A 22,200-nucleotide genomic window follows, 5' to 3' on the forward strand; every position below is an offset into this window, starting at 1 on the left:
ACTTTATTATATAAGATAGTTCAGTTTTATTCATTAGATACTTTACTAATACGCTATTTCGTCACAGAGCCATTATGGCTATTTTTAATCGCAATGTATATAGTGTTTAGGTAGAAGAAGATGAATCGTAATCGTAGAAGTAATGTTGATAATAGAAAAATTGGGGGGATTTTTATGCGAATTGTAGTTGCTCCTGATTCCTATAAGGGAAGTGTATCGGCGATTGGTGTTGCTAACGCCATGGAGAAGGGGATCAAAAGGGTATTTCCGGAAGCGGAGGTAATAAAAGTGCCTATAGCCGATGGCGGCGAGGGCACAGTTGAGGCCTTGGTTATGGCGACCGGTGGGGAAATCGTTTATAAAGACGTAACGGGGCCGTTGGGAGACAAAATTAAAGCCTGCTGGGGCATATTGGGCGACGGTGAAACTGCCGTAATTGAAATGGCTGCGGCGTCCGGCTTGCCCCTTGTGCCTGCAGAAAAACGCGATCCGCGTCTGACTACCACTTACGGGACAGGCGAACTGATAAAGGCGGCACTTGATCGGGGTTTGCGAAAAATTATTATCGGTATTGGTGGTAGTGCTACCAATGATGGTGGTGTAGGTATGGCACAGGCGCTGGGGATAAAATTCCTCGACGCAGCCGGAAAGGAGCTAGCCTATGGCGGCGGGGTGCTTAACCTTTTAGCCCGCATTGAACTTAGCGAAATGGATTCGCGGCTGACCGAGACGGTAATTCTGGTTGCCTGCGACGTCGATAATCCTCTATGCGGTCCAAAAGGGGCCTCGGCAGTTTATGGTCCTCAGAAAGGCGCGACACCCGAAATCATTAAGGAATTGGATGACAATTTACGGCATTTTGCCGAAGTAGCTAAAATAGCTACAGGTAAGGATATTGCTAATAATCCTGGTGCAGGAGCTGCCGGTGGATTGGGTGCCGGACTCTTATTTTTCACCAATGCTCAGCTGCGTCCGGGTGTGGAAATTGTTTTGGAAACAACAGGTTTTGCAGGATTAGTCAAACAGGCTCAATTAGTAATTACCGGTGAGGGGCGAACCGATTTTCAGACCGCCTTTGGTAAAGCGCCGGTAGGTGTAGCAAGGATAGCAAAAGCGTATGATGTGCCGGTACTTTGTCTGTCAGGCGGTTTGGGGCAAGGTTATGAGGATGTGTTTGCGCAGGGAATTGACGCTGCTGCCAGCATAATTCCGCAACCGATGTCTTTGGAAGAATGTATAACAAACGCTGCTGAACTAATCGAACAAGGAACTACTCGTATTTGTCAGGTAATCAGGATAGGGATGAAAATGAAAAGGTAAGGAATAACCGTATAGATTTTGCAAGCTGACATTTGTAATTAATGTCAGCTTATTTCTTCTGGAATCTTGTACCAAGGGGAAGCGTGTGCTAAAATATTTACAGTCTACAAGGGAATACTAAGTGAATAATGTAAAGGTGGTGGCGGCGTGCTAGATCAGACCAAAGTGCCATTACTGGCAGCTATGAATACATATGTACATGACAAAGTAATTCCTTTTCATACACCCGGACACAAAATGGGTAAAGGCATGCATCAGGTATTTGCCGATGTTGTGCCGCGTGACACGTTAGCGTTGGATTTGGCGCTTATGTATGAGTTAGATGATTTGCATGAACCGCACGGGCCGATTAAGGCTGCACAAGACTTGGCAGCTGATCTTTATGGCGCCGACCATAGCTATTTTGTCGTTAACGGTACAACCGGTGGCATTTATGCCATGATTCTTACAATTGCCGGTCCCGGAGATAAGGTTATTGTGCCGCGCAATGCCCATAGGTCAATTATCGGCGGCATAATTTTAAGCGGGGCTATCCCGGTCTTTATGCAACCGGAAGTCGATAACGAGTTGGGACTGGCTATGGGGGTTACCCCGGAAACTGTTGCCAGGACATTACAGCAGCATCCTGATGCCAAAGGTGTGCTTATTATTAACCCCACCTATTATGGAGTAGCTACCGACCTTAAAAAAATTGTTGATATTGTCCATAACTATAATATTCCTGTTGTAGTTGATGAAGCCCATGGACCGCATCTTAAGTTTTCAGACCGGTTGCCGGTACAGGCTTTAGATGCCGGAGCCGATATTGTCGCCCAGAGTACTCATAAAATTATCGGGGCTCTTACTCAATGCTCGCTGGTACATTGTCGGGAAGGCCAGATAAGGGTGCCACGACTTAAAGCTATGCTGCAACTGGTACAATCGACAAGTCCTAATTACATCCTGCTGGCTTCTCTGGATGTCGCCAGAATGCAAATGGCTACCCAAGGGCGGGAACTTATTGAGCAGGCAGTTGATTTAGCCAACAAAGCACGGATAGAAATAAACAAGATTCCGGGATTGTATTGTTTTGGTGAAGAAAAATTGGGTAATCCTGGTGTACATAGCATAGATGCGACTAAAGTTACCGTTACTGTAAAGGGATTGGGGCTAAAAGGAGCAGAAGCCGAACGGATACTGCGGCAAAAATATAAAATTCAGGTAGAACTATCTGATGTCTATAATATTCTCTTCCTGATAACCTTGGGAGACAGTGAACGGGAAGTGGAGGCGCTAGTGTCTGCCTTGCGGGATTTGGCGGCAAGCCACCAAGGCACCCGTGATTTCTCCGCCATCAGCAGGATTTATGAGGCAGGTAAATATCCTACGCCGCCTGAGCAGGTTAGATCGCCGCGTGATGCCTTGTTTGGCAATACGTGTATGGTGCCCTTTAATGACGCTGCAGGCATGACCTGCGCCGAAATTGTTACCTTCTATCCACCAGGTATTCCGATACTGTGCCCGGGAGAAAAAATCACGCAGGAAATTATTGATTATTGTCATGTTTTGCAAAGTGCTGACATGCATATTTCCGGCCCGGAAGACTATTTACTCAATACTATTAAAGTAGTGGATTAACGGAGGCGGCATGCGCGGTAAATTAATTGTTATTGAAGGTACAGATGGTAGCGGCAAGGCTACTCAAACCGGCAAGCTGGTAGCCAGGCTAACCGCTGAAGGATTAAATGTGCGTAAGGTGGATTATCCCAATTACCAGAGCCAGTCCTCGGCGTTAGTTAAGATGTATTTAAACGGCGATTTTGGCAGCCAACCGGAAGATGTTAATGCTTATGCAGCTTCGACTTTCTACGCGGTCGACAGGATTGCTTCCTATAAAAAAGATTGGGAAGATTTTTATCTAAACGGCGGTATTGTTATTGCCGATAGGTATACTACTTCCAATATGATTCATCAAGCTGCCAAAATTAAGGATACGGTCGAGAAAGAAAAGTACTTAGAATGGCTGTGGGATTTTGAGTTTACCAAGTGCGGGTTACCTGTTCCGGATAAAGTATTTTTCTTGGCTATGCCGCCGGACATCAGCTTGGAGCTAATGCGTGGGCGGGAAAATAAGGCAGGCAATGGCAAAGACATTCATGAGCAAAACAGTGAGTATTTAGCGCATTGTTTTACCAATGCTTGTGAAGTAGCGGAGAAGTTTGGCTGGCACAAGGTGAATTGTGCCTTTGACCGGCAGATAAAGAGTATTGAAGACATTCACGAGGAACTTTATCAAATAGCAATTAAAGTCATCGGCAGAGTTTAATAAAAATCTGTCGATGATTTTCTTATTATTTGTGAGTTTTTATTCGATACTATATTTGCCAAATATTTGATTATTTCAAAGAAAACATATATAATTTAAGGGATAAGAAGGAATGTTATCTGCCCTGGAATTAGAAGGCAGGAGGATAAATTAGATGAGCATGAAAGTAAATGGTTTTGGCTTGAGTAGTCAACCGTTATTGCCAGACCGCGAACCTGGTAATAAGGTCGAAAAATCCGGCGATTTTTTTGCCGCTGACCTAAGGCGAAGTCAGGATAGCCAGTACACAGAACGTTTACAGGAATACCTGGCAAAAATCGACGAAAGTGGCCAGAAGTTGTCCCATATGCCGACCTACAGTGAGCTCAAGACCTACCGGGAATATGTACGCAAATTTATCGGTGAGGCCGTTTCCCGCATGTATACTGTAGAATCCCGTGGCGGATGGGATCGACATGGACGCCAGAAAATGTTCACTACCATTAGGAAAATTGACGAAAAGCTGGCGGAAATGACGGAAGATGTGCGGGTTGGACAAGAACGGCAGTTGTCGATTATGTCTAAGCATGATGCGGTTCGCGGTATGTTAGTTGACTTGTACACCTAATGGTTATGCAGTGGAATAATATTATTGGCCAGCCGAATGCCGTCAGCCTGTGTAAAGCTATGCTGTCCAGCGGCAAGCTGCCGCATGCCTTACTATTTACCGGACCGGCAGGTATTGGGAAAAGTTTGACGGCTCAACTATTAGCAGGCGGCATTTTATGTACCGACAACCACAGTAAACCCTGTGGGCAGTGTCAGTCTTGTTTGCTGTACGACCGCAGCGCCCATCCCGACTTTACCTTGATTCGCCCGGACGGAGCGGCCATTAAAATTGACCAGATTCGTGCGGTGCAGCATTTCGCGTCCTTGGCTCCTTCTGTTAGTCCTGGGCGGGTGTGTCTTATTGAAGATGCTGAGCTTATGACTGTTCAGGCGGCTAATAGCTTGCTCAAATTATTGGAAGAGCCGCCTCCCGGTTTTGTTTTTATTTTGGTGGCAGGAACTTTAAAGCCGCTGTTACCAACAATCTTATCCCGATGCCGTCAAATTCGGTTTCATCCGCTTCCTGTCGAAGAACTGGAGCTGGCACTTGTTAATAAAGGTTTTAACCCGGAGGCGGCCATGGTGGCTGCCCGTTTGAGCGGTGGAAGGATGGGAAGGGCGCTAACCCTGTTGGAACCCCAAGGACTAGCCGCCCGGGATATGGCTGTACATCTTTTCGATAGTCTCCAAAACAAAGATATGACAGCAGTTTGGGATCAGGCTACCAAACTAGATAGTCTGGAAACTAAAGAACTGTTAACCACGATGGACTTTTTTTTGTATTTGTTTCGTGATGTACTAATGATAGCCGGTGGCTATAGTCAACAACTAATATATAATATTGATCTTGGGCAGCAACTCGCTAAGTGGGCGCCAGACTGGTCAGAGGGGCGCAGCTTGGCGGCCATAACTGCTGTCAAAGATACCATTCGTGCCATTGGCGGTAATGCCAATACACGATTAGCGATCGAAGAACTATTAATAAAATTAAGAGATATGCCGGAAAAAGGAGATTTAGTATGCTGACAGTAGTAGGTATCCGCTTTAAAAAGGCGGGTAAAATATATTATTTTGATCCAGGCGGGTTGGATATTAAAGCGGATGACCATGTGATTGTGGAAACTGCAAGAGGGCTTGAGTTCGGCGATGTAGTTATTGGTCCGCGCGAGGTAGCAGAAAGTCAAATTGTTGCCCCGCTTAAACCTGTGCTGCGGCTCGCCACGACCGAAGATGAGGAAAAGGTCAAAGACAACCGGAAGAAGGAAAAAGAAGCTTTCAAAATCTGTGAACAAAAAATCCAGACCCATGGGCTGCCAATGAATTTAGTGGATGTAGAGTACACCTTTGATGTTAATAAAATTATCTTTTACTTTACCGCCGAAGGTCGGATTGACTTTCGTGAACTAGTGAAGGATTTGGCAAGTGTATTTCGCACCCGAATTGAACTTAGGCAAATTGGTGTACGGGACGAAGCTAAACTAATGAATGGTATTGGCTGCTGCGGCCGTTCACTGTGCTGTGCTACTTTCCTGGGTGATTTTGAACCTGTGTCCATTCGTATGGCCAAAGACCAGAATTTATCACTCAATCCAACTAAAATTTCCGGTATTTGCGGGCGGCTGATGTGCTGTCTCAAATATGAAAATGACTGTTATGGTGGATGTTGTGCCAAAAAGATTGCACCGCCTACTGTGGGTAAAGAAGTTATTACCATAGATGGTGAAGGTAAGGTAATTTCCATTAACCAGCAGAAGCGGACAGCAACGATTAGTTTGGCAGAAGGAAAGACGTTGATTATTCCTTGGGATGAAGTAGTGGAAAAGGAATAATGGAACCAGGAGAATTAACGCTAAAATCTGGGGAACGTATAGATGATCTAATCATTAACGGTTTAAAACTTATTCAGCACCCTGACCAGTTCTGTTTTTCCCTGGATGCGGTTCTCCTGGCTCATTTTGCCAGTGTGCGTCCAGGGAGTACAGTAGCCGATCTTGGAACCGGCACAGGAGTGATTGGTCTGCTGCTCTTGGCAAGAGGTGCTGGTACCGTTACCGGCTTGGAAATAAATTCCGATATGGCCGACATGGCGCGCCGTTCGGCGCGCTTAAATGGTCTAGAGGACAAGTTTACTATTCTTAATGGAGACTTGCGTCAGGTTAAAGAATATATGCCAAGCGGCAGTATTGAATTAATTGTTTCTAATCCGCCTTACCGGCCAGTGGGAGGCGGTTACATAAACCCTAACGATAAGGTGGCCGTGGCGCGGCATGAATTGACGGCAAATTTAGCAGAGGTTGTAGCTGCAGCCAAATACCTTGTTAAGTACCGCGGCCGGTTTGCCATGGTACATCTGCCAGAACGACTGGCCGAGATATCAGTGGCTATGTGTCAGGCAGGAATTGAACCCAAACGGTTGCAGTTTGTCTATCCGGCTGTAAACAAGAAGCCCAACATGGTACTGATTGAAGGGGTACGTGGGGCAAATCCGGGAATAGATGTATTGCCGCCATTAATTGTATATACTACAGATGGAAAGTATAGTGAAGATATTAATGAGCTTTATAAGTAGGACAGGTGATTCTGTGACGCAGCCAGGTACATTGTTTTTATGCCCAACACCGCTCGGAAATCTGGAGGATATGACTTTCCGAACGGTGCGGATTTTAAAAGAAGCGGCAGCCATTGCTGCCGAAGATACTAGGCATACCATCAAACTTCTCAATCATTTTGATATTCATGCTCCGCTGATTAGTTATCATGAACATAATAAGGCAGAACGCGGCCCGGGGATTATTAACCGGCTCTTACGCGGGGATAATATAGCCTTAGTAAGCGATGCCGGTATGCCTGGCATATCAGATCCTGGTATGGATTTAGTCCGTCTGGCGATTGAGGAAAATATCCCGGTTGTGCCGCTGCCTGGCGCAAACGCGGCCCTTACAGGACTGATTGCGTCCGGTTTGGATACCACTATGTTTACTTTTGTTGGATTTCTGCCAAAAACCAATAAACACCGGCGGGAACTGCTGGCCAAACTGGCTAAACATCCTTATACTATGGTGTTCTATGAAGCTCCTCACCGGGTACGCAATACCTTAGACGAGATTACCAATGTTTTTGGGGATCGTCCGGCGGTAGCTGCCAGAGAATTGACCAAGAAGTTTGAGGAGTTTATAAGGGGAAGTTTAACAACTGTCATACAACATTTTGTCGAAAACCAGCCGCGTGGTGAGTTTACTCTGATTGTAGCAGGTAGCCATGGTGATATAGAGACGGTTCAGGAAGCTGATAGTCTGGTCGGGCTTGACATTGTACAAGCTGTGGCAGAACTCATAAGCCGGGGGGTAAATAAAAAAGACGCCATCCGTGAAGTGGCGTCTCAAAAAGGTTTACCTAAAAGACAGGTTTACCAAACTATTCTCGAAAGTAACTTAAATTAAATTATACAGCGCGTTGACCCATGGAGTCCAGACAGTCTTTGCATACGTTTTTGCCTTTGAAGTTGGTTACATCAGCAGCATTGCCGCAGAAAACGCAAGCTGGCTCATATTTCCGGAGAATGATACGGTCGCTGTCGACATAGATTTCCAAAGCATCTTTTTCTTCGATATCCAGAGTGCGGCGTAATTCGATAGGAATAACTACCCTACCCAGCTCGTCCACTTTGCGTACAATACCAGTTGATTTCATTTTTTTTTCCCCTTCCTACATATACATAATAAATTATTTTCGAAAAGTATCCAATCAAACAAGATTCGACAAAACCCGCTCAACTAAATAATACCAAATATTACAAAGCATGTCAACCCAGTTTTTTACAAATATGAATATTTTTTTAAAAAAAATGAATTTAGCTTGCATAAATTTACTATTACTTGTCATATAATACTACTTTATGTCGAAAAATACAACTATTGACATTGATTTTGCCAATATCTATAATTGGTAAAATACAAATAAAAAGTTAAATAAAGGAGGACATTATGTCGAAAAAACCTTTTTATATTACCACGCCCATATACTACCCCAGTGACCGGTTGCATATAGGTCATGCATATTGTACTACTGTTGCCGACACTATTGCCCGCTACAAAAGGATGGCCGGCTTTGACGTATTTTTTCTGACAGGCTCTGACGAACATGGACAAAAGATTCAGCGCAAGGCGGAAGAAAACAAAACAACGCCGCAAGCATATGTTGATAAGATTGTTGCTTCCTTCCAACATTTATGGGAGAAACTCAATATCTCTAATGACGACTTTATCCGTACTACTGAAGCCAGGCACTATGAATTAGTACAAGCAGTATTTCAGAAGATTTTCGATCAGGGCGATATTTATAAGGCCGAATATGAAGGTTGGTATTGCACACCCTGTGAGACTTTCTGGCTTGAACGCCAGCTTACTGACGGTAAATGCCCGGACTGCGGACGTCCTGTAGAAATAGTTAAGGAAGAAAGTTATTTCTTCCGTATGTCCAAATACCAGGATCGTTTACTCAAATATATAGAAGAAAACCCTGAATTTATTCAGCCAACCTCTCGTCGTAATGAGATGATTAATTTCATTAAAGGCGGTTTGGAAGATTTATGCGTGTCGCGTACGACTTTTGATTGGGGTATCCCGGTTCCATTTGACACTAAGCATGTTGTTTACGTTTGGTTTGACGCGTTAACCAATTACATAACAGCCGCCGGTTATCTTAACGACCGAGAAAAATTCGACAAATATTGGCCTGCCGATATTCATTTAGTAGGTAAAGAAATTGTTCGCTTCCATTCGATCATTTGGCCGGTTATCCTGATGGCTCTGGGTCTGGAACTGCCGAAAATGGTATACGGACATGGCTGGCTGGTAGTCGAGGGCGACAAGATGTCCAAATCCAAAGGCAATGTAATTGATCCGGTAGCCCTTATTGACGAATTTGGCCCTGACGCCATCCGGTACTTCCTGCTACGGGAAATTACCCTGGGTCTTGACGGCAATTTCTCGCGCGATGCGTTGATTAACCGGATTAATGCTGATTTAGCCAATGATCTGGGCAACTTGCTGCACCGCAGCTTGAGCATGATTGGCCGCTTTAATAATGGTGTAATCGAAGCTTCGGGTGAAACTGAGGCTATTGACCAGGAGCTTATTGAACTTGCCCGTACTACTGCTGCCCAATATGAAAAACATATGGAGCATCAGGATATAAATGTGGCCCTCAAAGAAGTATGGGCGCTCATTGGACGTACCAACAAATATATTGATGAAACCGGTCCGTGGGCATTGGCTAAAGACCCGGCGAAAAAAAGCCGTTTGAATACCGTGCTGTACAATTTAGCCGAGGTGCTAAGAATGACAGCTATCCTGATTTCGCCCTTTATGCCGGTTACTGCCGCGAAAATATGGCAGCAGCTTGGTCTAAAAACTGACTTTGCCAGCATAACATTAGGAGAAGCCCAGGCTTGGGGTCGTTTGCCGGCCGGTACGGTTGTTGGCAAACCTGAGCCTATCTTCCCGCGGATTGAAGAACAGTCAGCTAATCAGGCTGAAACCAAGCCGGTCGAAACAACAACTGCTCCTGCGCCGCAGGCTCCGGTTGAAGAAACACCGGCAACACCTGAAATCACCATCGATGAATTTGCCAAAGTGGATCTGAGAGTAGCCAAAGTGTTGGCTGCCGAAAAGGTGAAAAAGGCTGATAAACTTCTGCTGTTAACTGTAGATTTGGGCAATGAACAACGGACGATCATCTCTGGTATTGCAAAACACTATGAGCCGGAACAACTTGTTGGCCAAAACGTTGTTATGGTAGTTAACTTGAAACCTGCAAAAATCCGGGGCATAGAATCCCGTGGTATGGTACTTGCTGCGTCTTGTGATGATAAATTGCAATTGGTTACTGCCGATATGCCTCCAGGCAGTAAGGTGAAGTAATATGCTATTTGATTCGCATGCCCATGTCGACGATAGCCGGTTTGACGAGGACAGGAATGAAGTTATAAAACGGGCGGCTGAAGCCGGGCTTGTGGGTATTTTAAATGCGGGTGCCTGTATGGAATCGTCAGCCCGGTCGATTACCTTAGCCCAAGAGCATGATATGGTTTATGCAGCTGTCGGTATCCATCCGCATGATGCCAAAGAGGCCAAGGACCATGATTACGAACAGTTGGCTGTTTGGAGCTCGCTGGCTAAAGTAGTGGCTATCGGCGAAATTGGCCTTGATTATTATTACGATATGTCACCACGTGACGTTCAACAGCAGGTATTCGTTCGCCATATTGATGTGGCACGCCAAATGGGTAAACCCATTATTATTCATGACCGGGATGCCCATGGAGATGTTATGACAATCCTTAAAAAGGAAGCGAAAGGTTTGACTGGGGTGCTGCATTGTTTTTCCGGAAGTTCGGAAATGGCAAAAGAAGTAATTAAGATTGGTTTTTATGTTTCTTTTGCCGGACCGGTTACCTATGCAAAAGATGGTAAACTCAAGGAAGTGGCAGCTTCTGTTCCGCTGGAACGGATATTAGTAGAAACAGACTGCCCTTACTTGACGCCGCAGCCGTACCGGGGACGCCGCAATGAACCGACGCATGTAAAGTTTACGGCAGAAGAAGTAGCGCGGGTTCGCGGAATGGATTTTGAGGCGCTAGCAGAAGCGGCAACCGCAAATACCAAGCGTCTGTTTGGGATTTTAGGCTGATTTATCCAATGACTAACCTTCAGGTGGGGTTTAATTCCACCTGAAGGTTAGTCTACCTTATAGAAAAATAAAAATAAAAAGCATACAAGCAGGAATAATTTGGAATTTCGGTGAATATTTTACAATAGTAATATTCACCGAATTTTTATTTTGGTATAATTTTACCAGAAAATGGTAATACTCCTGGTAATAGGTGGGTTAAATATGGTTGAAAAGTTGTCGTGATTTGACTTAAAAACCATGTTATGTTATAATTTCAGGGCTCACAGAAAGGGGGTTACTCATGAGTGATGGAAAGTCTGTATTGGTAAAATACAGGCAAAGCAAAGTAGTGCTGATTATCGCATTACTACTGGCATCACTGCTGGCAACCGGATTTGTTTGGGCATACAAGAAAGTACATATTATGGCAGATGGTCAAAAATACACTGTAAATACCCTGTACAAGACTCCTCATAGAATTTTAAATAATGCAGGAATTACGATTGGCTCTGATGATGAAATCAGGTTATCAACACCTAGTGTTGATAACGGTACCGTCATCGAAGTATTTCGTGCCGTACCGGTGTCTGTAATCTATCAGGGTAAAACCATGAATTTGATTACTGGCAAACCGACCGTGCGCGAAGTTGCCGATCAACTAGGAATACCTCAGGAAAAAGTAAAATTAATACCAGGAGATGATGCCAGGCCGGTTGCCGGCATGAACATCAGAGCTGTTACGCTGAGTGAAAAAATTGAAGAACAGGAACTTCCCGATTTGTACCAAGTTGTCCGCCAACCTGATTCTACTTTGGAAAAAGGGGTGGAGGAAACTATGCAGGCCGGGGAAAATGGTCTCAAAAAAGCCACTGTACGCGTAAAGTTTGAAGATGGTATTAAAGTTTCCACAGATGTACTTTCAGAAATTGTAGCCGTAAGCTCCAAACCGCAGATTATCCGGGTAGGCACAAGGGATACCGTTGATACTTCACGGGGTGCCATGCGCTTCCGGAATATCCACTACATGGAAGCAACTGCTTATCTGCCTACCGATGGCTCAGCCCAAGGGCTGACGGCCACTGGTATCGCAGCCCGGCACGGAATTGTTGCCGTTGACCCAGATGTTATTCCGCTCGGTACTCGTGTATTTATACCTGGCTATGGATTAGCACTGGCAGCAGATACAGGCGGCGCCATTGTTGGCGACAAGATTGACTTATGTGTAGAAAGCTCAAGTGAAGCTTGGCGATTTGGCCGCCGGACAGTAAAAGTTTATGTTTTAGAGTAGAAAATAGCAGGGTTTTAGACCCTGCTATTTTCTATTTCTAGACAAAATTAACTTTTCGCCTGTATTAAAGGAACATGCTACTGTTGTTGGGAAGGCCTGATGCAAGCAGTAATTTCTTCAGTCTCCTGAGGCAAGACTGATATTTTCTTTTGTCGGAAGGGATAGCCCAAGTTACATCGAATATATAAATTACAAATTTTACCATTAGTAAACGAAAGGACTGGTGCTATTGTCTGGTATGAACTGTGCCTTTCTCAAAGACAGTTGGCAGCTTATCCGCGAGTATTGGTGCTCTGAAGAAAAGGGACAGGCATGGGGGTTAACTGCGGTAATTGTGACGCTTAATCTGGCACATGTTTATTTATTGGTGCTATTTAATATATGGTATAATCGTTTTTATAACGCTCTGCAAAACCTTGACAAAGAGGAGTTTTCCAGCGCTTTAGGCGAATTCAGCATTTTGGCTGCTATTTTTATTATTGTAGCCGTATATGAGCTATATCTTCAGCAAAAGCTGGAGATAAAATGGCGTCGCTGGCTGACAAAAAAGTATCTGGTTAATTGGCTGCAAAACCAAACCTATTACCGGCTTCTGCTTGTTGATAATAATACCGACAACCCCGATCAGCGGATTAGTGAGGATTTGCAGCTATTTACCAACTATACGCTTAGGCTGTCGATGGGTCTATTAAAAGCAATTGCTACTTTAGCTGCATTTGTAGCTATTCTGTGGCAGCTGTCAGGTATACTCACAATACCGTTTGGCAGCATGCAGGTGGATATTTCTGGATATATGGTGTGGGTTGCCATTTTTTATGCTGTAATAGGAACTTGGCTAACTCATAAAATTGGCAAGCCGTTAATAAAAATAAATTTTGATCAACAGCGGTATGAGGCTGATTTCCGTTTTAGTTTGGTCCGGCTAAGGGAAAACTGCGAAAGCATTGCTTTTTACAGCGGGGAATCCCGGGAAGAAAAATTGTTTTTGGGCAGATTCGCCTGTGTTGTTGATAACTTCCGAAAATTTATGAAACGGCAGAAACAATTGACTTGGTTTACGTCCGGGTATGGACAAATAGCTATCATTTTTCCTGTCCTGGTTGCCGCCCCCCGTTATTTTGCCAAAGAGATGCAACTAGGCGGCTTACTGCAGACAATGTCGGCGTTTGGCAAGGTGCAGGATGCTTTATCTTTCTTTGTTGATAGCTATCCCTTGCTGGCCGAATGGAAGTCGGTGGTAGAACGGCTTACCGGTTTTGTCCGCAATATGCATAAAGTAGGAGAATTATCTGGAATCGGTGCCAAAGTTGAAATGACCGAGGCGCAACAGCTGGTTGTTTCTGGTCTTAGTGTCTGCTTGCCAGGGGGACGCCCGCTATTGTCAAATCTTAGTTTGTCTCTGTCTAGCGGTGAATCCTTACTGGTAGCCGGCCCTTCCGGCAGCGGTAAAAGTACGTTGCTAAGGACCCTGGCCGGCTTATGGCCGTATGCTCAGGGGACTATGGCGGTACCTCAGAAAAAGGACTTCCTGTTTTTGCCGCAGAAATCCTATTTACCGTTAGGGACGTTACGGGAGGTATTGCTCTACCCTGGTTCCAAACGGCAAGTAACCGATGAAGAAATCGGTGCCGCTATGGCTCTGTGTAAGTTAGATTGGTTAAGGGGAAACCTTAACCGACTAGAAGACTGGTCACACGTTTTGTCGTTAGGTGAACAACAGCGTATTGCTTTTGCCCGGGCGCTTATTCAAAAGCCTAAATGGTTGTTCATGGATGAAGCAACTTCAGCTATGGATGAACCGGCCGAGCGTGCGTTTTATACCCTGCTGCGCGAGCGACTGCCAGGTACAGTAATAATCAGCGTAGGTCACAGAGGAACACTTACCTGCCATCATAAGAAGAAGTTGACCATTGATGGGAACGGCTGTTGGAATGTGCTTAATTTATAGGAGTTAGAAAACCGCCGGGAGGTGGTTTTTTATATACATGAGCAGTTTTGTCCAATGAGCATGGACAATTTGAGAGACGTTTTGCGTTGACAAAACGATATATTGGAATGTAATGTAAAATATGTGGATTACTTGGAAGTTGGGAGGGCAATTATGGATAATGATAAATCAGATGCAGTTCAGGGACTTGATGATTCTCAAATTAGATTGTTTGTTGGTAAGAATGCCGATTATTATTTACAAAAATGGAAAGCGTCCGAAGATCCTAATAAAAGTGCGGGATGGAATTGGTCTAGTTGTTTAGGAGGTTTTTTTTGGCTAGGATATAGGAAAATGTATTTACATGCACTGATAATAGCCGGATTGTCGTTAATAATTAATCTTATAGAAACATTTACTGCAATTAATTTGCGTCAAAGTATAAATATTGGAGTATTAATCTTATTAGGCGCCTGCGGGAATAATTGTATTACAAGCACGTGAATAAAAAAATAGCCAATATAAAATCGAAGTACTCAACAATTGAAAGCCAAGAAGCGGAAATGGTAAAAATGGGTAATGTGAGCTGGGTTGGAGTAGGTATTGTTTTGATAATAAATGTAATCGGATGTGTGGCAGCAGGTCTTATTGAAGAAATTTTTGTAAACCCTAGTTTGTGAGTTAATGATGGTTTTTGGCAATAAGAAATTTGAAGGCGCATGCGGGTGGTGTATTGACAACGCTCCACCGATGGCGCTTGACTTCCGCTTTTGCCAACACACCACCCGCATGCAAAGCTTTAACGCGATACGGGGGAGTTAGTGATTTACATGACTGTTTCTGATAGTTGTAGAATAACAAAAAGGCAAACTATTGACGGGACCAGTCGATGGAAACTTCTAAGACAAAGAAAATTGCCGTAAGGTGGTTTTCTTATAAAAAAGCTAGATAAAAACCTGACAATTGTGGTAATATATTCATATTGCCTATTGATAATGAATTTTGGAGTGCGAAATGATTAAGGAAGTAATTGTCGTAGAGGGGAAACAGGATATTGTCGCTGTTCGACGGGCCGTGGATGCTGAGTGCATTGCGACCGAAGGCTTTAACCTGTTGCCTCGTACTATTAGCCGTATTGATGATGCTTATAAAAAGCGCGGGATTATTATCCTGACCGATCCTGACAGTGCTGGGGAACGGATTCGAAAATACTTAACTCAGCGGTTCCCGGAGGCTAAGCATGCGTTTGTTCCCAGAGCGCTGGCTAATGCCAACAATGATATCGGTATTGAGCAGGCATCACCGGCGGCGATAAGGGATGCGCTTAGCAAGGTTCGGCTGCAGGACTGGCAGCCGTCGAATGAGTTTAGCTGGCAGGATATTATTGTTGCGAGATTAACGGGTGTACCGGATGCTACTGTTCGCAGGGCAGTTGTCGGCGAAAAGCTGGGAATCGGGTATTCTAATGCTAAGGGCTTTTTATATCGCCTTAATAATTATGGTGTTACCCGTGAAGAATTTGAAGAAGCGATCAAGAGCTTAGAGACTGATGGAGTTCAAGCTGGTGCTGTGGAGGAAACGCATTATGGCCATTAAGCCGCGTATTGCGCAAAAAGACGTAACCTTACATATATTAAAAACTTTTGGCATTCATATGAGTAAGAAATTAGGCCAAAACTTCCTGATAGACGGCAATGTCGTCGAGGGGATCGTATCGGCGGCTAAAGTCAGCCAAGGGGATGCCGTATTGGAAATTGGCCCGGGAATTGGTACGTTGACGCAGGGGTTGGCCGAAGCGGGTGCTGACGTTACGGCAGTAGAACTTGACCGCCGCTTGTTAGATGTACTCGCTAAAACGCTGGAAGGGTATGATAATGTCAAAGTTGTGCATGGCGACATTTTAAAAATTGACATTTCCCGGGAAATAAACAAAGAAAAATACAAACTCGTCGCAAATCTACCCTATTATATTACGACACCCATTATCATGAAATTCCTGGAGGAACACCTGCCTGTCGAATTACTGGTAACTATGGTGCAGAAAGAAGTCGCTGAACGAATGGTGGCTAAACCAGGCGGCAAAGACTATGGCGCATTGTCGGTGGCTGTTCAGTATTATACTGAGCCGGAAATAATGTTTATTGTGCCGCCGAAAGCCTTTATTCCGTCCCCTGCCGTAGAATCGGCTGTAATCCGTTGTACAGTACGAACTACGCCACCGGTGCAGGTAGCCAGTGAAAGAATGTTCTTTCGCGTAGTCAAAGCCGCGTTTGCTCAGCGGCGGAAAACGCTGGCTAATGCCTTAAAGGCCGGTGGACTTGATAAGGAAATTCTTGAACAAGTATTGACAGAAGCTAATGTTGACGGCATGCGACGTGGTGAGCAATTGTCTCTTGACGAATTTGCAGCTATTGCTAATGCCTGGACAAACCTGACAAACGCCCATTAATTTCATAATGTAGACTTAGCTTCAGGCAGGGTTTTAACCCTACCTGAAGCTAAGTCGCCGGCTAAACGTCATTGAGAAAGCCCTGCTCATTTTGAGCAGGGCTTTTCGTTTAAAAACATTTCTAATAAATCAAACCGGCGGTCAACATGATACCCTAAGTACGTTTTGTTTTGCCATTGGCGGTTTCGAGTCTGATCATGGAAAGCGGCAATGGCTTCGAGGCAGTCACCGACAATGGTATCAATAATTTTATTGGTGTGAATCTGATTTTTTACCGATGAACCCAAACGGTAGTGAGGAATAGTTGTTGCAACATCTATTTTCAGTTTATGCATGCGGGCAAGCGCCATAGTTACAGGAGGGATAGCAAGTTCTCGTAGCGGAATTGTTTCTAGGAGACGGCGGGATACAGCATGAGGACCGTGGGCTGGGCTGGCTAAACTGATTTTTTTATCAAGCCCCAGCTCTTTATTGAGATTAAGCCGCCACTGAAACGTAGGGTTATATCTTTCGATATGGCGCGGTGGAGAAGGATAGCAGTTGGTCAGAGCCATGTCTAAATGCTTCAATAGCACACCGTCAATCAGTTCCATCAAATTTTCGTTAAAGGTGCCTACCATGTCTCCGTCTACAAAGGCGATGACATCGCTGCCAAGAGCCAACGCCACTTTAGCGCCAATGGCGCGGGGAGTGTCAATTCCTAAACCCTCATGGAAGTAAACAATCTGCAGCTTGGGGAGACGCATTGCTAAAGCCTCGCGCATTGTGCTGTCTTTGGAGCCATTAGCCACTAAGATGATATGATCGACAGGCAAAGTTCCCAAATTCTGCAATACGGTGGTAATGCGCCCCCCCTCATTTTTGGCCGGAACGACCACGCAAATCACGTCCATCACCTCGGAGTAAGAGTGCGTGTTAGGATCATTGGGTAAAGCGGCCTCACGGGGGGCTCACTATAGTATATAGTAAGGGTAACTCATTTGCCACACGACAGGGATAATTTTGTAGCACTTTGGCTGGGCGCTACGTAGTATGTAATAGTTATAGGCGCTAGCTAAGGGAGGGAATGAATGTGGACATTGGAGTAGGCGACCTGGTGATCAGGAAGTCTCATGGCGGTGATATTGTATTTAAAGTTGTTGATATATTTGTTGATGAAACTCAACAAACACATTGTGTATTAAAAGGATTACATCTCAGATTAATGGCTGATTCGCCGATTGATGACCTGCAGCGGATTGAAGCGGAACATTTGCGTAATGAAGTTGTTCGCATGGAAAGTATGCACAATGATACCATGCGGCGGGTTATGATGCGGCGCAGCCGTGAGCGGGAACAGGTTGAATTAAGGCGTTCTGAAGCTACAAAAAAATTTACTTTTTTTGATGTACCCGGCCGGGTCTTACATTTAGATGGCGATGATGAATATCTCAACATGTGTTTAAAGACATACAGCCAACTGAACATTGAAGCTGTTGGCCGTTGGGTTGAAGAATCCAAACAAGCCGATGCTATTGCGGATTTATTACATGAGGTGCGGCCGGATATTCTTGTACTTACCGGGCATGATGCTCTTGCTGGTCATGGGAAAAAGGATATAAATGATATTAATAACTACCGGAATTCCAAGCATTTTGTTGCAGCAGTAAAAAAGGCCCGGATTTATGAACCCTCCCGCGATGACTTAGTTATATTTGCCGGGGCATGCCAATCCCATTTTGAAGCCATTCTGGCCTCAGGAGCAAACTTCGCCAGTTCGCCTAACCGTATCTTCATTCATGCCTACGATCCGGTGTTTATTGCAGAAAAAGTAGCTTTTACTCCCATTAATAAAACGGTAGACGTAAGTGATGCGATTACGGCATCAGTGACCGGTGTAGATGGTGTAGGCGGATTAGAGACCAGGGGAAAATTCCGGCTGGGTATGCCCAAGACACCGATAAAATAGATACCAATACGCCCGCGTGTGGGCGTATTTTTCTTTCATGGTCAGTGCTTTAATCTAATTGCCGGGTAGAGTGATTTTTGCCTATTAGGTAATCGGTGCGAACCGCGTCTTCTTAAATATAATTGTTATCTTCTGACAGGGAACCATAAAGTTTCGGCGAATTACGCCTTATAGTAATAATTTTCCTTCTGGGAGGCAAGTGTGCAAAAAAATAGTGAGTACAACTCCAACCGTGCTGACCGTAAAGCTGCTGGCGTTTTTTACACACCCATCCATATTGTCGACTACATTCTTAAGCAGACTTTGGCAAAACATGATGTAGTAGACGAACCAAATCCCAAAATTCTCGATCCGGCCTGTGGCACCGGCAATTTTTTGGTGGCGGCGTATGAGTTATTACTGGCTAAGTTTACGGACAAGTTGTCGGCTTTACAGCGGCAATATGCCGAACAACAATATATCATTAAGTATGGAGAGACAGAAGCTTCCCTTGACGGTTACTCCTATTGGTGTCAGGAAAATCTACCCTATCATATTATTTGCCATTGTTTGTATGGTGCAGATATGGATTCCTGGGCTGTTGAGAAAGCTCAAACCCGCCTTAAGGAAAAAGGTCAGGAGCAATTGCCCGACGGAGTTAAGCCTAATTTAGTTATTTGTGATAGCTTAATTAAATGGGAAGAGGAAATTAACCTTATAAATAGTAAGGACAACGCTACAGGGATGCTTGCTGCCTTTTGGTCGCAAAAATATAATTATATTATTGGGAATCCGCCGTACATAAGCTTTGGCTTGAATCGTGTCAGCAAAATGCCTGCCGTTCAGGCTCAATATTTAAGAGCCCATTATCCGCACTCCGCACAATATAAACTCAGTTACTATGCCTTGTTTTTTGAGCGAGGCATTGCGGCGCTGAAGCCGGGGGGATATCTTGGCTTTATAACACCTGACAGTTATCTATTGGGACGATATTACTCCAAGATCCGTGAGTATATGCTGGCGGTTTGTGATATTAAAGAACTTACCCTAATTGACAGCCCCGTATTTGGTGGCGTAATGGTAGGTATTCCCGTAATTACAGTATTACAAAAAAAACAAGCTGGACTAAGTTCTGATGCTGCCACAGTTACAGCAAATAAACTAAATAGTAGAGCCGCATCGGTTGCAGCCTATCAATATAAGCAAGAATACTTTTCCCAACAGGTATACAAGCGGTTTAGATTATTTTTTCACCCCAGGGATAAAGCCATTATTGACAAAATAGAACAAGCACCATATTCCTTCAAAGAATTTACTAAAATACGGACAGGGATGCGCTCGCTTACTACTCAAGCCGATATAAAAAGCAAAAGTAAGCACAGTGAATCCTGGCGGCAAGGATTAGTATCTTCTTCTCAAGTACTTCCGTTTGCACTTATCTATCAAGGTGACTGGCTAGATGTTAATCCGGCTAAATTAAACAAAGGCGGTTGGGATGCTGAAGTTATGGCTATCCCTAAAATTTTCCTAAGGCAAACAGGTGACAGGTTGGTTGCGGCCGTTGATCGGTCTGGTTTGTATCATTTGAATAATATACACTCTCTGGCAATAGTAAAAAAGCAAGCTAGTCTGGAGTATTTAGTGTGTATTCTTAACTCTCGGATGATGAATTTTTACTATCAAACAGTGACGCTGGAAAAAGGGCGATCCATGGCTCAAGTAGATATTGAAACAGTGGAAAAGATGCCGCTAATAATTGATTATCAGTACGGGGACAGTCTGATTAAACTAGGAGAGCATCTGGAAAGGCTTAGTTGCAGGCTGTACCGTCAAACAGAGGCACCGAAGACTAGTGGGGAGTTGTTTGCAGAGTTTAAGCGAACATATAAAGAATTGAATTGGCTGGTGTACCGAATCTACGGGTTGACGGAAAGTGATATTGAACATATCGAACAAGCCGATAAACAGGGTGAATCGATATTAATTATGACAAACAAAAGGCAACGAGGACGTCGTGACTGACGTCCTCATTGCTTTTTGTTTTGCACTGAGAGAAGTTGCCTTTAAATTCTTTCTTGTTATTAAGTCTTATTTCTAACGCATAACTGGCTTTTTCATTACAAAATGCTGGACATCTTGCTTATTTTGCAAAAGATAGGTCTTATTGATGTTTGGGTCTGGCCTTAATATCTTTAGTAGGCTGAAGGACTTGAGATGCATTATTATTCGATAAATTATCGGCATTTTTGCCTCCATAGGGACCTTGATGCGTTTGTTTTTGGCCGGAAGGCCCATGTAAGGACTTTTGATTGTCATCATAAATATTGCCCATGTAATCACCTCCTGGCAATAGTGTTACCAAAAACCAAGGTTTCAGTGTGCTAATTTTATTTCTCGAATGATTAGTTATAAATAATGATTATTTATTACACAGAAATTGCTAGCAGGTGATCAACAGGAATTTTGACTAACGAGTCGAATTTACATAATTACAAACTGTGACTGCAGTTTGGTAAACTAAATGCCAATTTCAATGTTTCTATATTTTAAAAAAACTTGAAAGGTAGGTTGATGTGAAATCCATGCAAATTAAAAAGTACCTGACAAAAACAGTTTTCGGATTAGTAATAATGTCTTTGGTTACAACTTCTTTCGGTGGTGCCTGGGCTACCTCGGCTTATGCGGCATCGGTAGAAGAAGAGTCTGTACAAAGCGGTGATAATTCAGCAGTCATTGGTGGAATCGTGGCGCTAGGTTTATTGGCGGTTTTGGCCGGCGGTAAAAAGGGTGGCAGTCATTCGGCTCCGGCCAAAAATACCGATACAGTTAGCACCCCAACTCAACCCATTGCTTCAACTTCTCCGACTCCTTCCAATTCTAATATATCTAATTCTAATACGTCGAATTCTATTTCTAACTCGACCGGGTCTACTGCTCCATCTGTTTCCGGACTTACCGCTGACGAGACCAAGGCATTTCAACTGTTAAATGCCGACCGGGCAGCTAATGGTCTGCCTGCACTCAAAATTAATAATAGCCTGGTTCATTTAGCCGAAGGATATGCCAGTGACATGATTAATCGTAAGTTCTTTTCTCACTATAACCCGGAAGGGCAGTCCCCGTTTGACCGTATGCGCCAAGCTGGAATCAGCTATCGCTATGCTGGTGAAAACCTGGCTGTAAATACCAATGTAACTACCGCTGAAACGGCGTTTATGAACAGTTCCGGTCATCGCGCCAATATTTTAAGCCCCAACTATACCGACGTAGGTATTGGTGTTCGCTATGATTCTTCCGGTTCAGCATACGTTGTCCAGGAATTTATCAGCCATTAAATAAGTAAAGAAATTTTACAACCCGCGCAATTGATTTTGCGCGGGTTTTTTAAATTTACATACATTTAGGGCAAGCGCCGCGATGAGCATGGTAGTCAAACTCGTGGCCGCAGCAGGGGCATACTTTGTATAGACGATAGGTGCACATCCTGTAGAGTTTATAGTAACATTTATAAGTTTTTACACACTCTTTTGTCGGCATACATTTCATTTTGGGAACGTAGCAAGACATATCCATATCGTGGCATTCATCCATCATTTCGCTTTTTTCACTACAGCCGCACTTAGAATATTCGTCATCGCATTTCCAATAAGGGGACTTTTTATAAGACTTCATTGATAGCACTACCTCCTTTTATTTAGATGACTGGTTTTTCCCTTCCAAGGGA

22 protein-coding genes are annotated in these 22,200 nt (G+C 44.1%); 18 read left to right on the forward strand and 4 right to left on the reverse strand.

The window, feature by feature from the left end; all coding sequences use genetic code 11:
* Positions 1-174 precede the first annotated feature (174 nt).
* The 8 genes from SRRS_RS01200 to rsmI all read left to right on the forward strand — a co-directional run bounded on the left by SRRS_RS01200 (position 175) and on the right by rsmI (position 7,653).
* The gene (locus SRRS_RS01200; protein ID WP_371365486.1) at positions 175-1,320 is read left to right on the forward strand and encodes a glycerate kinase; all 1,146 of its coding nucleotides are present in this window, start codon (positions 175-177) and stop codon (positions 1,318-1,320) included.
* A 147-nt stretch (positions 1,321-1,467) separates the two neighbouring features.
* Positions 1,468-2,937 carry an aminotransferase class I/II-fold pyridoxal phosphate-dependent enzyme gene (locus tag SRRS_RS01205; protein ID WP_371365488.1) on the forward strand — a complete coding sequence of 490 codons (1,470 nt, stop codon included), beginning with the start codon at positions 1,468-1,470 and terminating at the stop codon, positions 2,935-2,937.
* 10 nt (positions 2,938-2,947) lie between these two features.
* On the forward strand, positions 2,948-3,625 hold the full coding sequence (locus tag SRRS_RS01210; RefSeq protein WP_371365490.1) for a dTMP kinase: 678 nt from the start codon (positions 2,948-2,950) through the stop codon (positions 3,623-3,625).
* A gap of 154 nt (positions 3,626-3,779) precedes the next feature.
* Positions 3,780-4,232 carry a YaaR family protein gene (locus SRRS_RS01215; RefSeq protein ID WP_371365492.1) on the forward strand — a complete coding sequence of 151 codons (453 nt, stop codon included), beginning with the start codon at positions 3,780-3,782 and terminating at the stop codon, positions 4,230-4,232.
* Complete coding sequence (gene holB, locus SRRS_RS01220; RefSeq protein WP_371365494.1) at positions 4,232-5,239, forward strand: DNA polymerase III subunit delta'; 1,008 nt, start codon at positions 4,232-4,234, stop codon at positions 5,237-5,239. Before SRRS_RS01215 ends, holB begins: the two co-directional genes overlap by 1 nt.
* On the forward strand, positions 5,233-6,042 hold the full coding sequence (locus SRRS_RS01225; RefSeq protein WP_371365495.1) for a stage 0 sporulation family protein: 810 nt from the start codon (positions 5,233-5,235) through the stop codon (positions 6,040-6,042). The genes holB and SRRS_RS01225 overlap by 7 nt, the downstream gene beginning before the upstream one ends.
* Positions 6,042-6,782 (forward strand): tRNA1(Val) (adenine(37)-N6)-methyltransferase, encoded by a 741-nt coding sequence (locus SRRS_RS01230; protein ID WP_371365497.1) that lies wholly within the window; start codon positions 6,042-6,044, stop codon positions 6,780-6,782. Before SRRS_RS01225 ends, SRRS_RS01230 begins: the two co-directional genes overlap by 1 nt.
* The gene (gene rsmI, locus SRRS_RS01235; protein ID WP_371369689.1) at positions 6,766-7,653 is read left to right on the forward strand and encodes a 16S rRNA (cytidine(1402)-2'-O)-methyltransferase; all 888 of its coding nucleotides are present in this window, start codon (positions 6,766-6,768) and stop codon (positions 7,651-7,653) included. Before SRRS_RS01230 ends, rsmI begins: the two co-directional genes overlap by 17 nt.
* A 1-nt stretch (position 7,654) precedes the next feature.
* Here the strand turns inward: rsmI and SRRS_RS01240 are convergent, their stop codons facing one another.
* Positions 7,655-7,903 (reverse strand): AbrB/MazE/SpoVT family DNA-binding domain-containing protein, encoded by a 249-nt coding sequence (locus SRRS_RS01240; RefSeq protein WP_371365499.1) that lies wholly within the window; start codon positions 7,901-7,903, stop codon positions 7,655-7,657.
* Positions 7,904-8,196: 293 nt separating this feature from the next.
* Here SRRS_RS01240 and metG point away from each other — a divergent pair, with 293 nt between their 5' ends.
* The 7 genes from metG (at position 8,197) to rsmA (ending at position 16,549) form a co-directional block, all read left to right on the forward strand.
* On the forward strand, positions 8,197-10,134 hold the full coding sequence (metG, locus tag SRRS_RS01245; protein WP_371365501.1) for a methionine--tRNA ligase: 1,938 nt from the start codon (positions 8,197-8,199) through the stop codon (positions 10,132-10,134).
* 1 nt (position 10,135) lies between these two features.
* Positions 10,136-10,903, forward strand: coding sequence for a TatD family hydrolase (locus SRRS_RS01250; protein WP_371365503.1), 768 nt, complete (start codon positions 10,136-10,138; stop codon positions 10,901-10,903).
* Positions 10,904-11,186: 283 nt separating this feature from the next.
* Entirely contained in the window at positions 11,187-12,173 is a 987-nt protein-coding gene (locus SRRS_RS01255) for a 3D domain-containing protein (protein WP_371365505.1), read from the forward strand.
* Positions 12,174-12,411: 238 nt separating this feature from the next.
* On the forward strand, positions 12,412-14,121 hold the full coding sequence (locus tag SRRS_RS01260; RefSeq protein ID WP_371369691.1) for an ABC transporter ATP-binding protein/permease: 1,710 nt from the start codon (positions 12,412-12,414) through the stop codon (positions 14,119-14,121).
* Between the two features lie 153 nt (positions 14,122-14,274).
* Positions 14,275-14,604 (forward strand): DUF2628 domain-containing protein, encoded by a 330-nt coding sequence (locus SRRS_RS01265; RefSeq protein ID WP_371365507.1) that lies wholly within the window; start codon positions 14,275-14,277, stop codon positions 14,602-14,604.
* Positions 14,605-15,114: 510 nt separating this feature from the next.
* The gene (rnmV, locus tag SRRS_RS01270; RefSeq protein WP_371365509.1) at positions 15,115-15,696 is read left to right on the forward strand and encodes a ribonuclease M5; all 582 of its coding nucleotides are present in this window, start codon (positions 15,115-15,117) and stop codon (positions 15,694-15,696) included.
* Entirely contained in the window at positions 15,686-16,549 is an 864-nt protein-coding gene (gene rsmA, locus SRRS_RS01275; RefSeq protein WP_371365511.1) for a 16S rRNA (adenine(1518)-N(6)/adenine(1519)-N(6))-dimethyltransferase RsmA, read from the forward strand. Before rnmV ends, rsmA begins: the two co-directional genes overlap by 11 nt.
* Positions 16,550-16,635: 86 nt before the next feature.
* Here rsmA and SRRS_RS01280 read toward each other — a convergent pair whose 3' ends face one another.
* A complete protein-coding gene (locus SRRS_RS01280) occupies positions 16,636-17,436 on the reverse strand; it encodes a glycosyltransferase family 2 protein (protein ID WP_371365513.1) in 801 nt (266 codons plus the stop codon).
* 179 nt (positions 17,437-17,615) lie between these two features.
* Here SRRS_RS01280 and yabG point away from each other — a divergent pair, with 179 nt between their 5' ends.
* Together yabG and SRRS_RS01290 are read left to right on the forward strand one after the other, a co-directional pair.
* A complete protein-coding gene (gene yabG, locus SRRS_RS01285; RefSeq protein ID WP_371365515.1) occupies positions 17,616-18,497 on the forward strand; it encodes a sporulation peptidase YabG in 882 nt (293 codons plus the stop codon).
* 201 nt (positions 18,498-18,698) lie between these two features.
* Positions 18,699-20,498, forward strand: a complete 1,800-nt coding sequence (locus SRRS_RS01290) for an Eco57I restriction-modification methylase domain-containing protein (protein ID WP_371365517.1) — start codon at positions 18,699-18,701, stop codon at positions 20,496-20,498.
* A 139-nt stretch (positions 20,499-20,637) separates the two neighbouring features.
* Here the strand turns inward: SRRS_RS01290 and SRRS_RS01295 are convergent, their stop codons facing one another.
* Entirely contained in the window at positions 20,638-20,808 is a 171-nt protein-coding gene (locus tag SRRS_RS01295; protein WP_371365518.1) for a hypothetical protein, read from the reverse strand.
* A gap of 250 nt (positions 20,809-21,058) precedes the next feature.
* Between SRRS_RS01295 and SRRS_RS01300 the strand changes: the two genes are divergently transcribed.
* Positions 21,059-21,811 (forward strand): CAP domain-containing protein, encoded by a 753-nt coding sequence (locus tag SRRS_RS01300; protein WP_371369693.1) that lies wholly within the window; start codon positions 21,059-21,061, stop codon positions 21,809-21,811.
* 55 nt (positions 21,812-21,866) lie between these two features.
* Here SRRS_RS01300 and SRRS_RS01305 read toward each other — a convergent pair whose 3' ends face one another.
* The gene (locus SRRS_RS01305; protein WP_371365520.1) at positions 21,867-22,148 is read right to left on the reverse strand and encodes a hypothetical protein; all 282 of its coding nucleotides are present in this window, start codon (positions 22,146-22,148) and stop codon (positions 21,867-21,869) included.
* Between the last annotated feature and the right edge of the window lie 52 nt (positions 22,149-22,200).

It is taken from the genome of Sporomusa rhizae (genome assembly GCF_041428845.1).
Classification (GTDB): Bacteria; Bacillota; Negativicutes; order Sporomusales; family Sporomusaceae; genus Sporomusa; species Sporomusa rhizae.

Bases quoted from the DNA above. Each gene is read 5' to 3' on its own strand.
- SRRS_RS01260 (WP_371369691.1), top strand. From the start codon at position 12,412: ATGAACTGTGCCTTTCTCAAAGACAGTTGGCAGCTTATCCGCGAGTAT.
- SRRS_RS01200 (WP_371365486.1), top strand. From the start codon at position 175: ATGCGAATTGTAGTTGCTCCTGATTCCTATAAGGGAAGTGTATCGGCG.
- SRRS_RS01210 (WP_371365490.1), top strand. From the start codon at position 2,948: ATGCGCGGTAAATTAATTGTTATTGAAGGTACAGATGGTAGCGGCAAG.
- holB (WP_371365494.1), top strand. From the start codon at position 4,232: ATGGTTATGCAGTGGAATAATATTATTGGCCAGCCGAATGCCGTCAGC.
- yabG (WP_371365515.1), top strand. From the start codon at position 17,616: ATGAATGTGGACATTGGAGTAGGCGACCTGGTGATCAGGAAGTCTCAT.
- rnmV (WP_371365509.1), top strand. From the start codon at position 15,115: ATGATTAAGGAAGTAATTGTCGTAGAGGGGAAACAGGATATTGTCGCT.
- SRRS_RS01225 (WP_371365495.1), top strand. From the start codon at position 5,233: ATGCTGACAGTAGTAGGTATCCGCTTTAAAAAGGCGGGTAAAATATAT.
- SRRS_RS01305 (WP_371365520.1), bottom strand. From the start codon at position 22,148: ATGAAGTCTTATAAAAAGTCCCCTTATTGGAAATGCGATGACGAATAT.
- SRRS_RS01300 (WP_371369693.1), top strand. From the start codon at position 21,059: ATGCAAATTAAAAAGTACCTGACAAAAACAGTTTTCGGATTAGTAATA.
- SRRS_RS01250 (WP_371365503.1), top strand. From the start codon at position 10,136: ATGCTATTTGATTCGCATGCCCATGTCGACGATAGCCGGTTTGACGAG.
- SRRS_RS01240 (WP_371365499.1), bottom strand. From the start codon at position 7,903: ATGAAATCAACTGGTATTGTACGCAAAGTGGACGAGCTGGGTAGGGTA.
- SRRS_RS01215 (WP_371365492.1), top strand. From the start codon at position 3,780: ATGAGCATGAAAGTAAATGGTTTTGGCTTGAGTAGTCAACCGTTATTG.
- SRRS_RS01255 (WP_371365505.1), top strand. From the start codon at position 11,187: ATGAGTGATGGAAAGTCTGTATTGGTAAAATACAGGCAAAGCAAAGTA.
- SRRS_RS01230 (WP_371365497.1), top strand. From the start codon at position 6,042: ATGGAACCAGGAGAATTAACGCTAAAATCTGGGGAACGTATAGATGAT.
- rsmI (WP_371369689.1), top strand. From the start codon at position 6,766: ATGAGCTTTATAAGTAGGACAGGTGATTCTGTGACGCAGCCAGGTACA.
- metG (WP_371365501.1), top strand. From the start codon at position 8,197: ATGTCGAAAAAACCTTTTTATATTACCACGCCCATATACTACCCCAGT.
- SRRS_RS01295 (WP_371365518.1), bottom strand. From the start codon at position 20,808: ATGGGCAATATTTATGATGACAATCAAAAGTCCTTACATGGGCCTTCC.
- rsmA (WP_371365511.1), top strand. From the start codon at position 15,686: ATGGCCATTAAGCCGCGTATTGCGCAAAAAGACGTAACCTTACATATA.
- SRRS_RS01265 (WP_371365507.1), top strand. From the start codon at position 14,275: ATGGATAATGATAAATCAGATGCAGTTCAGGGACTTGATGATTCTCAA.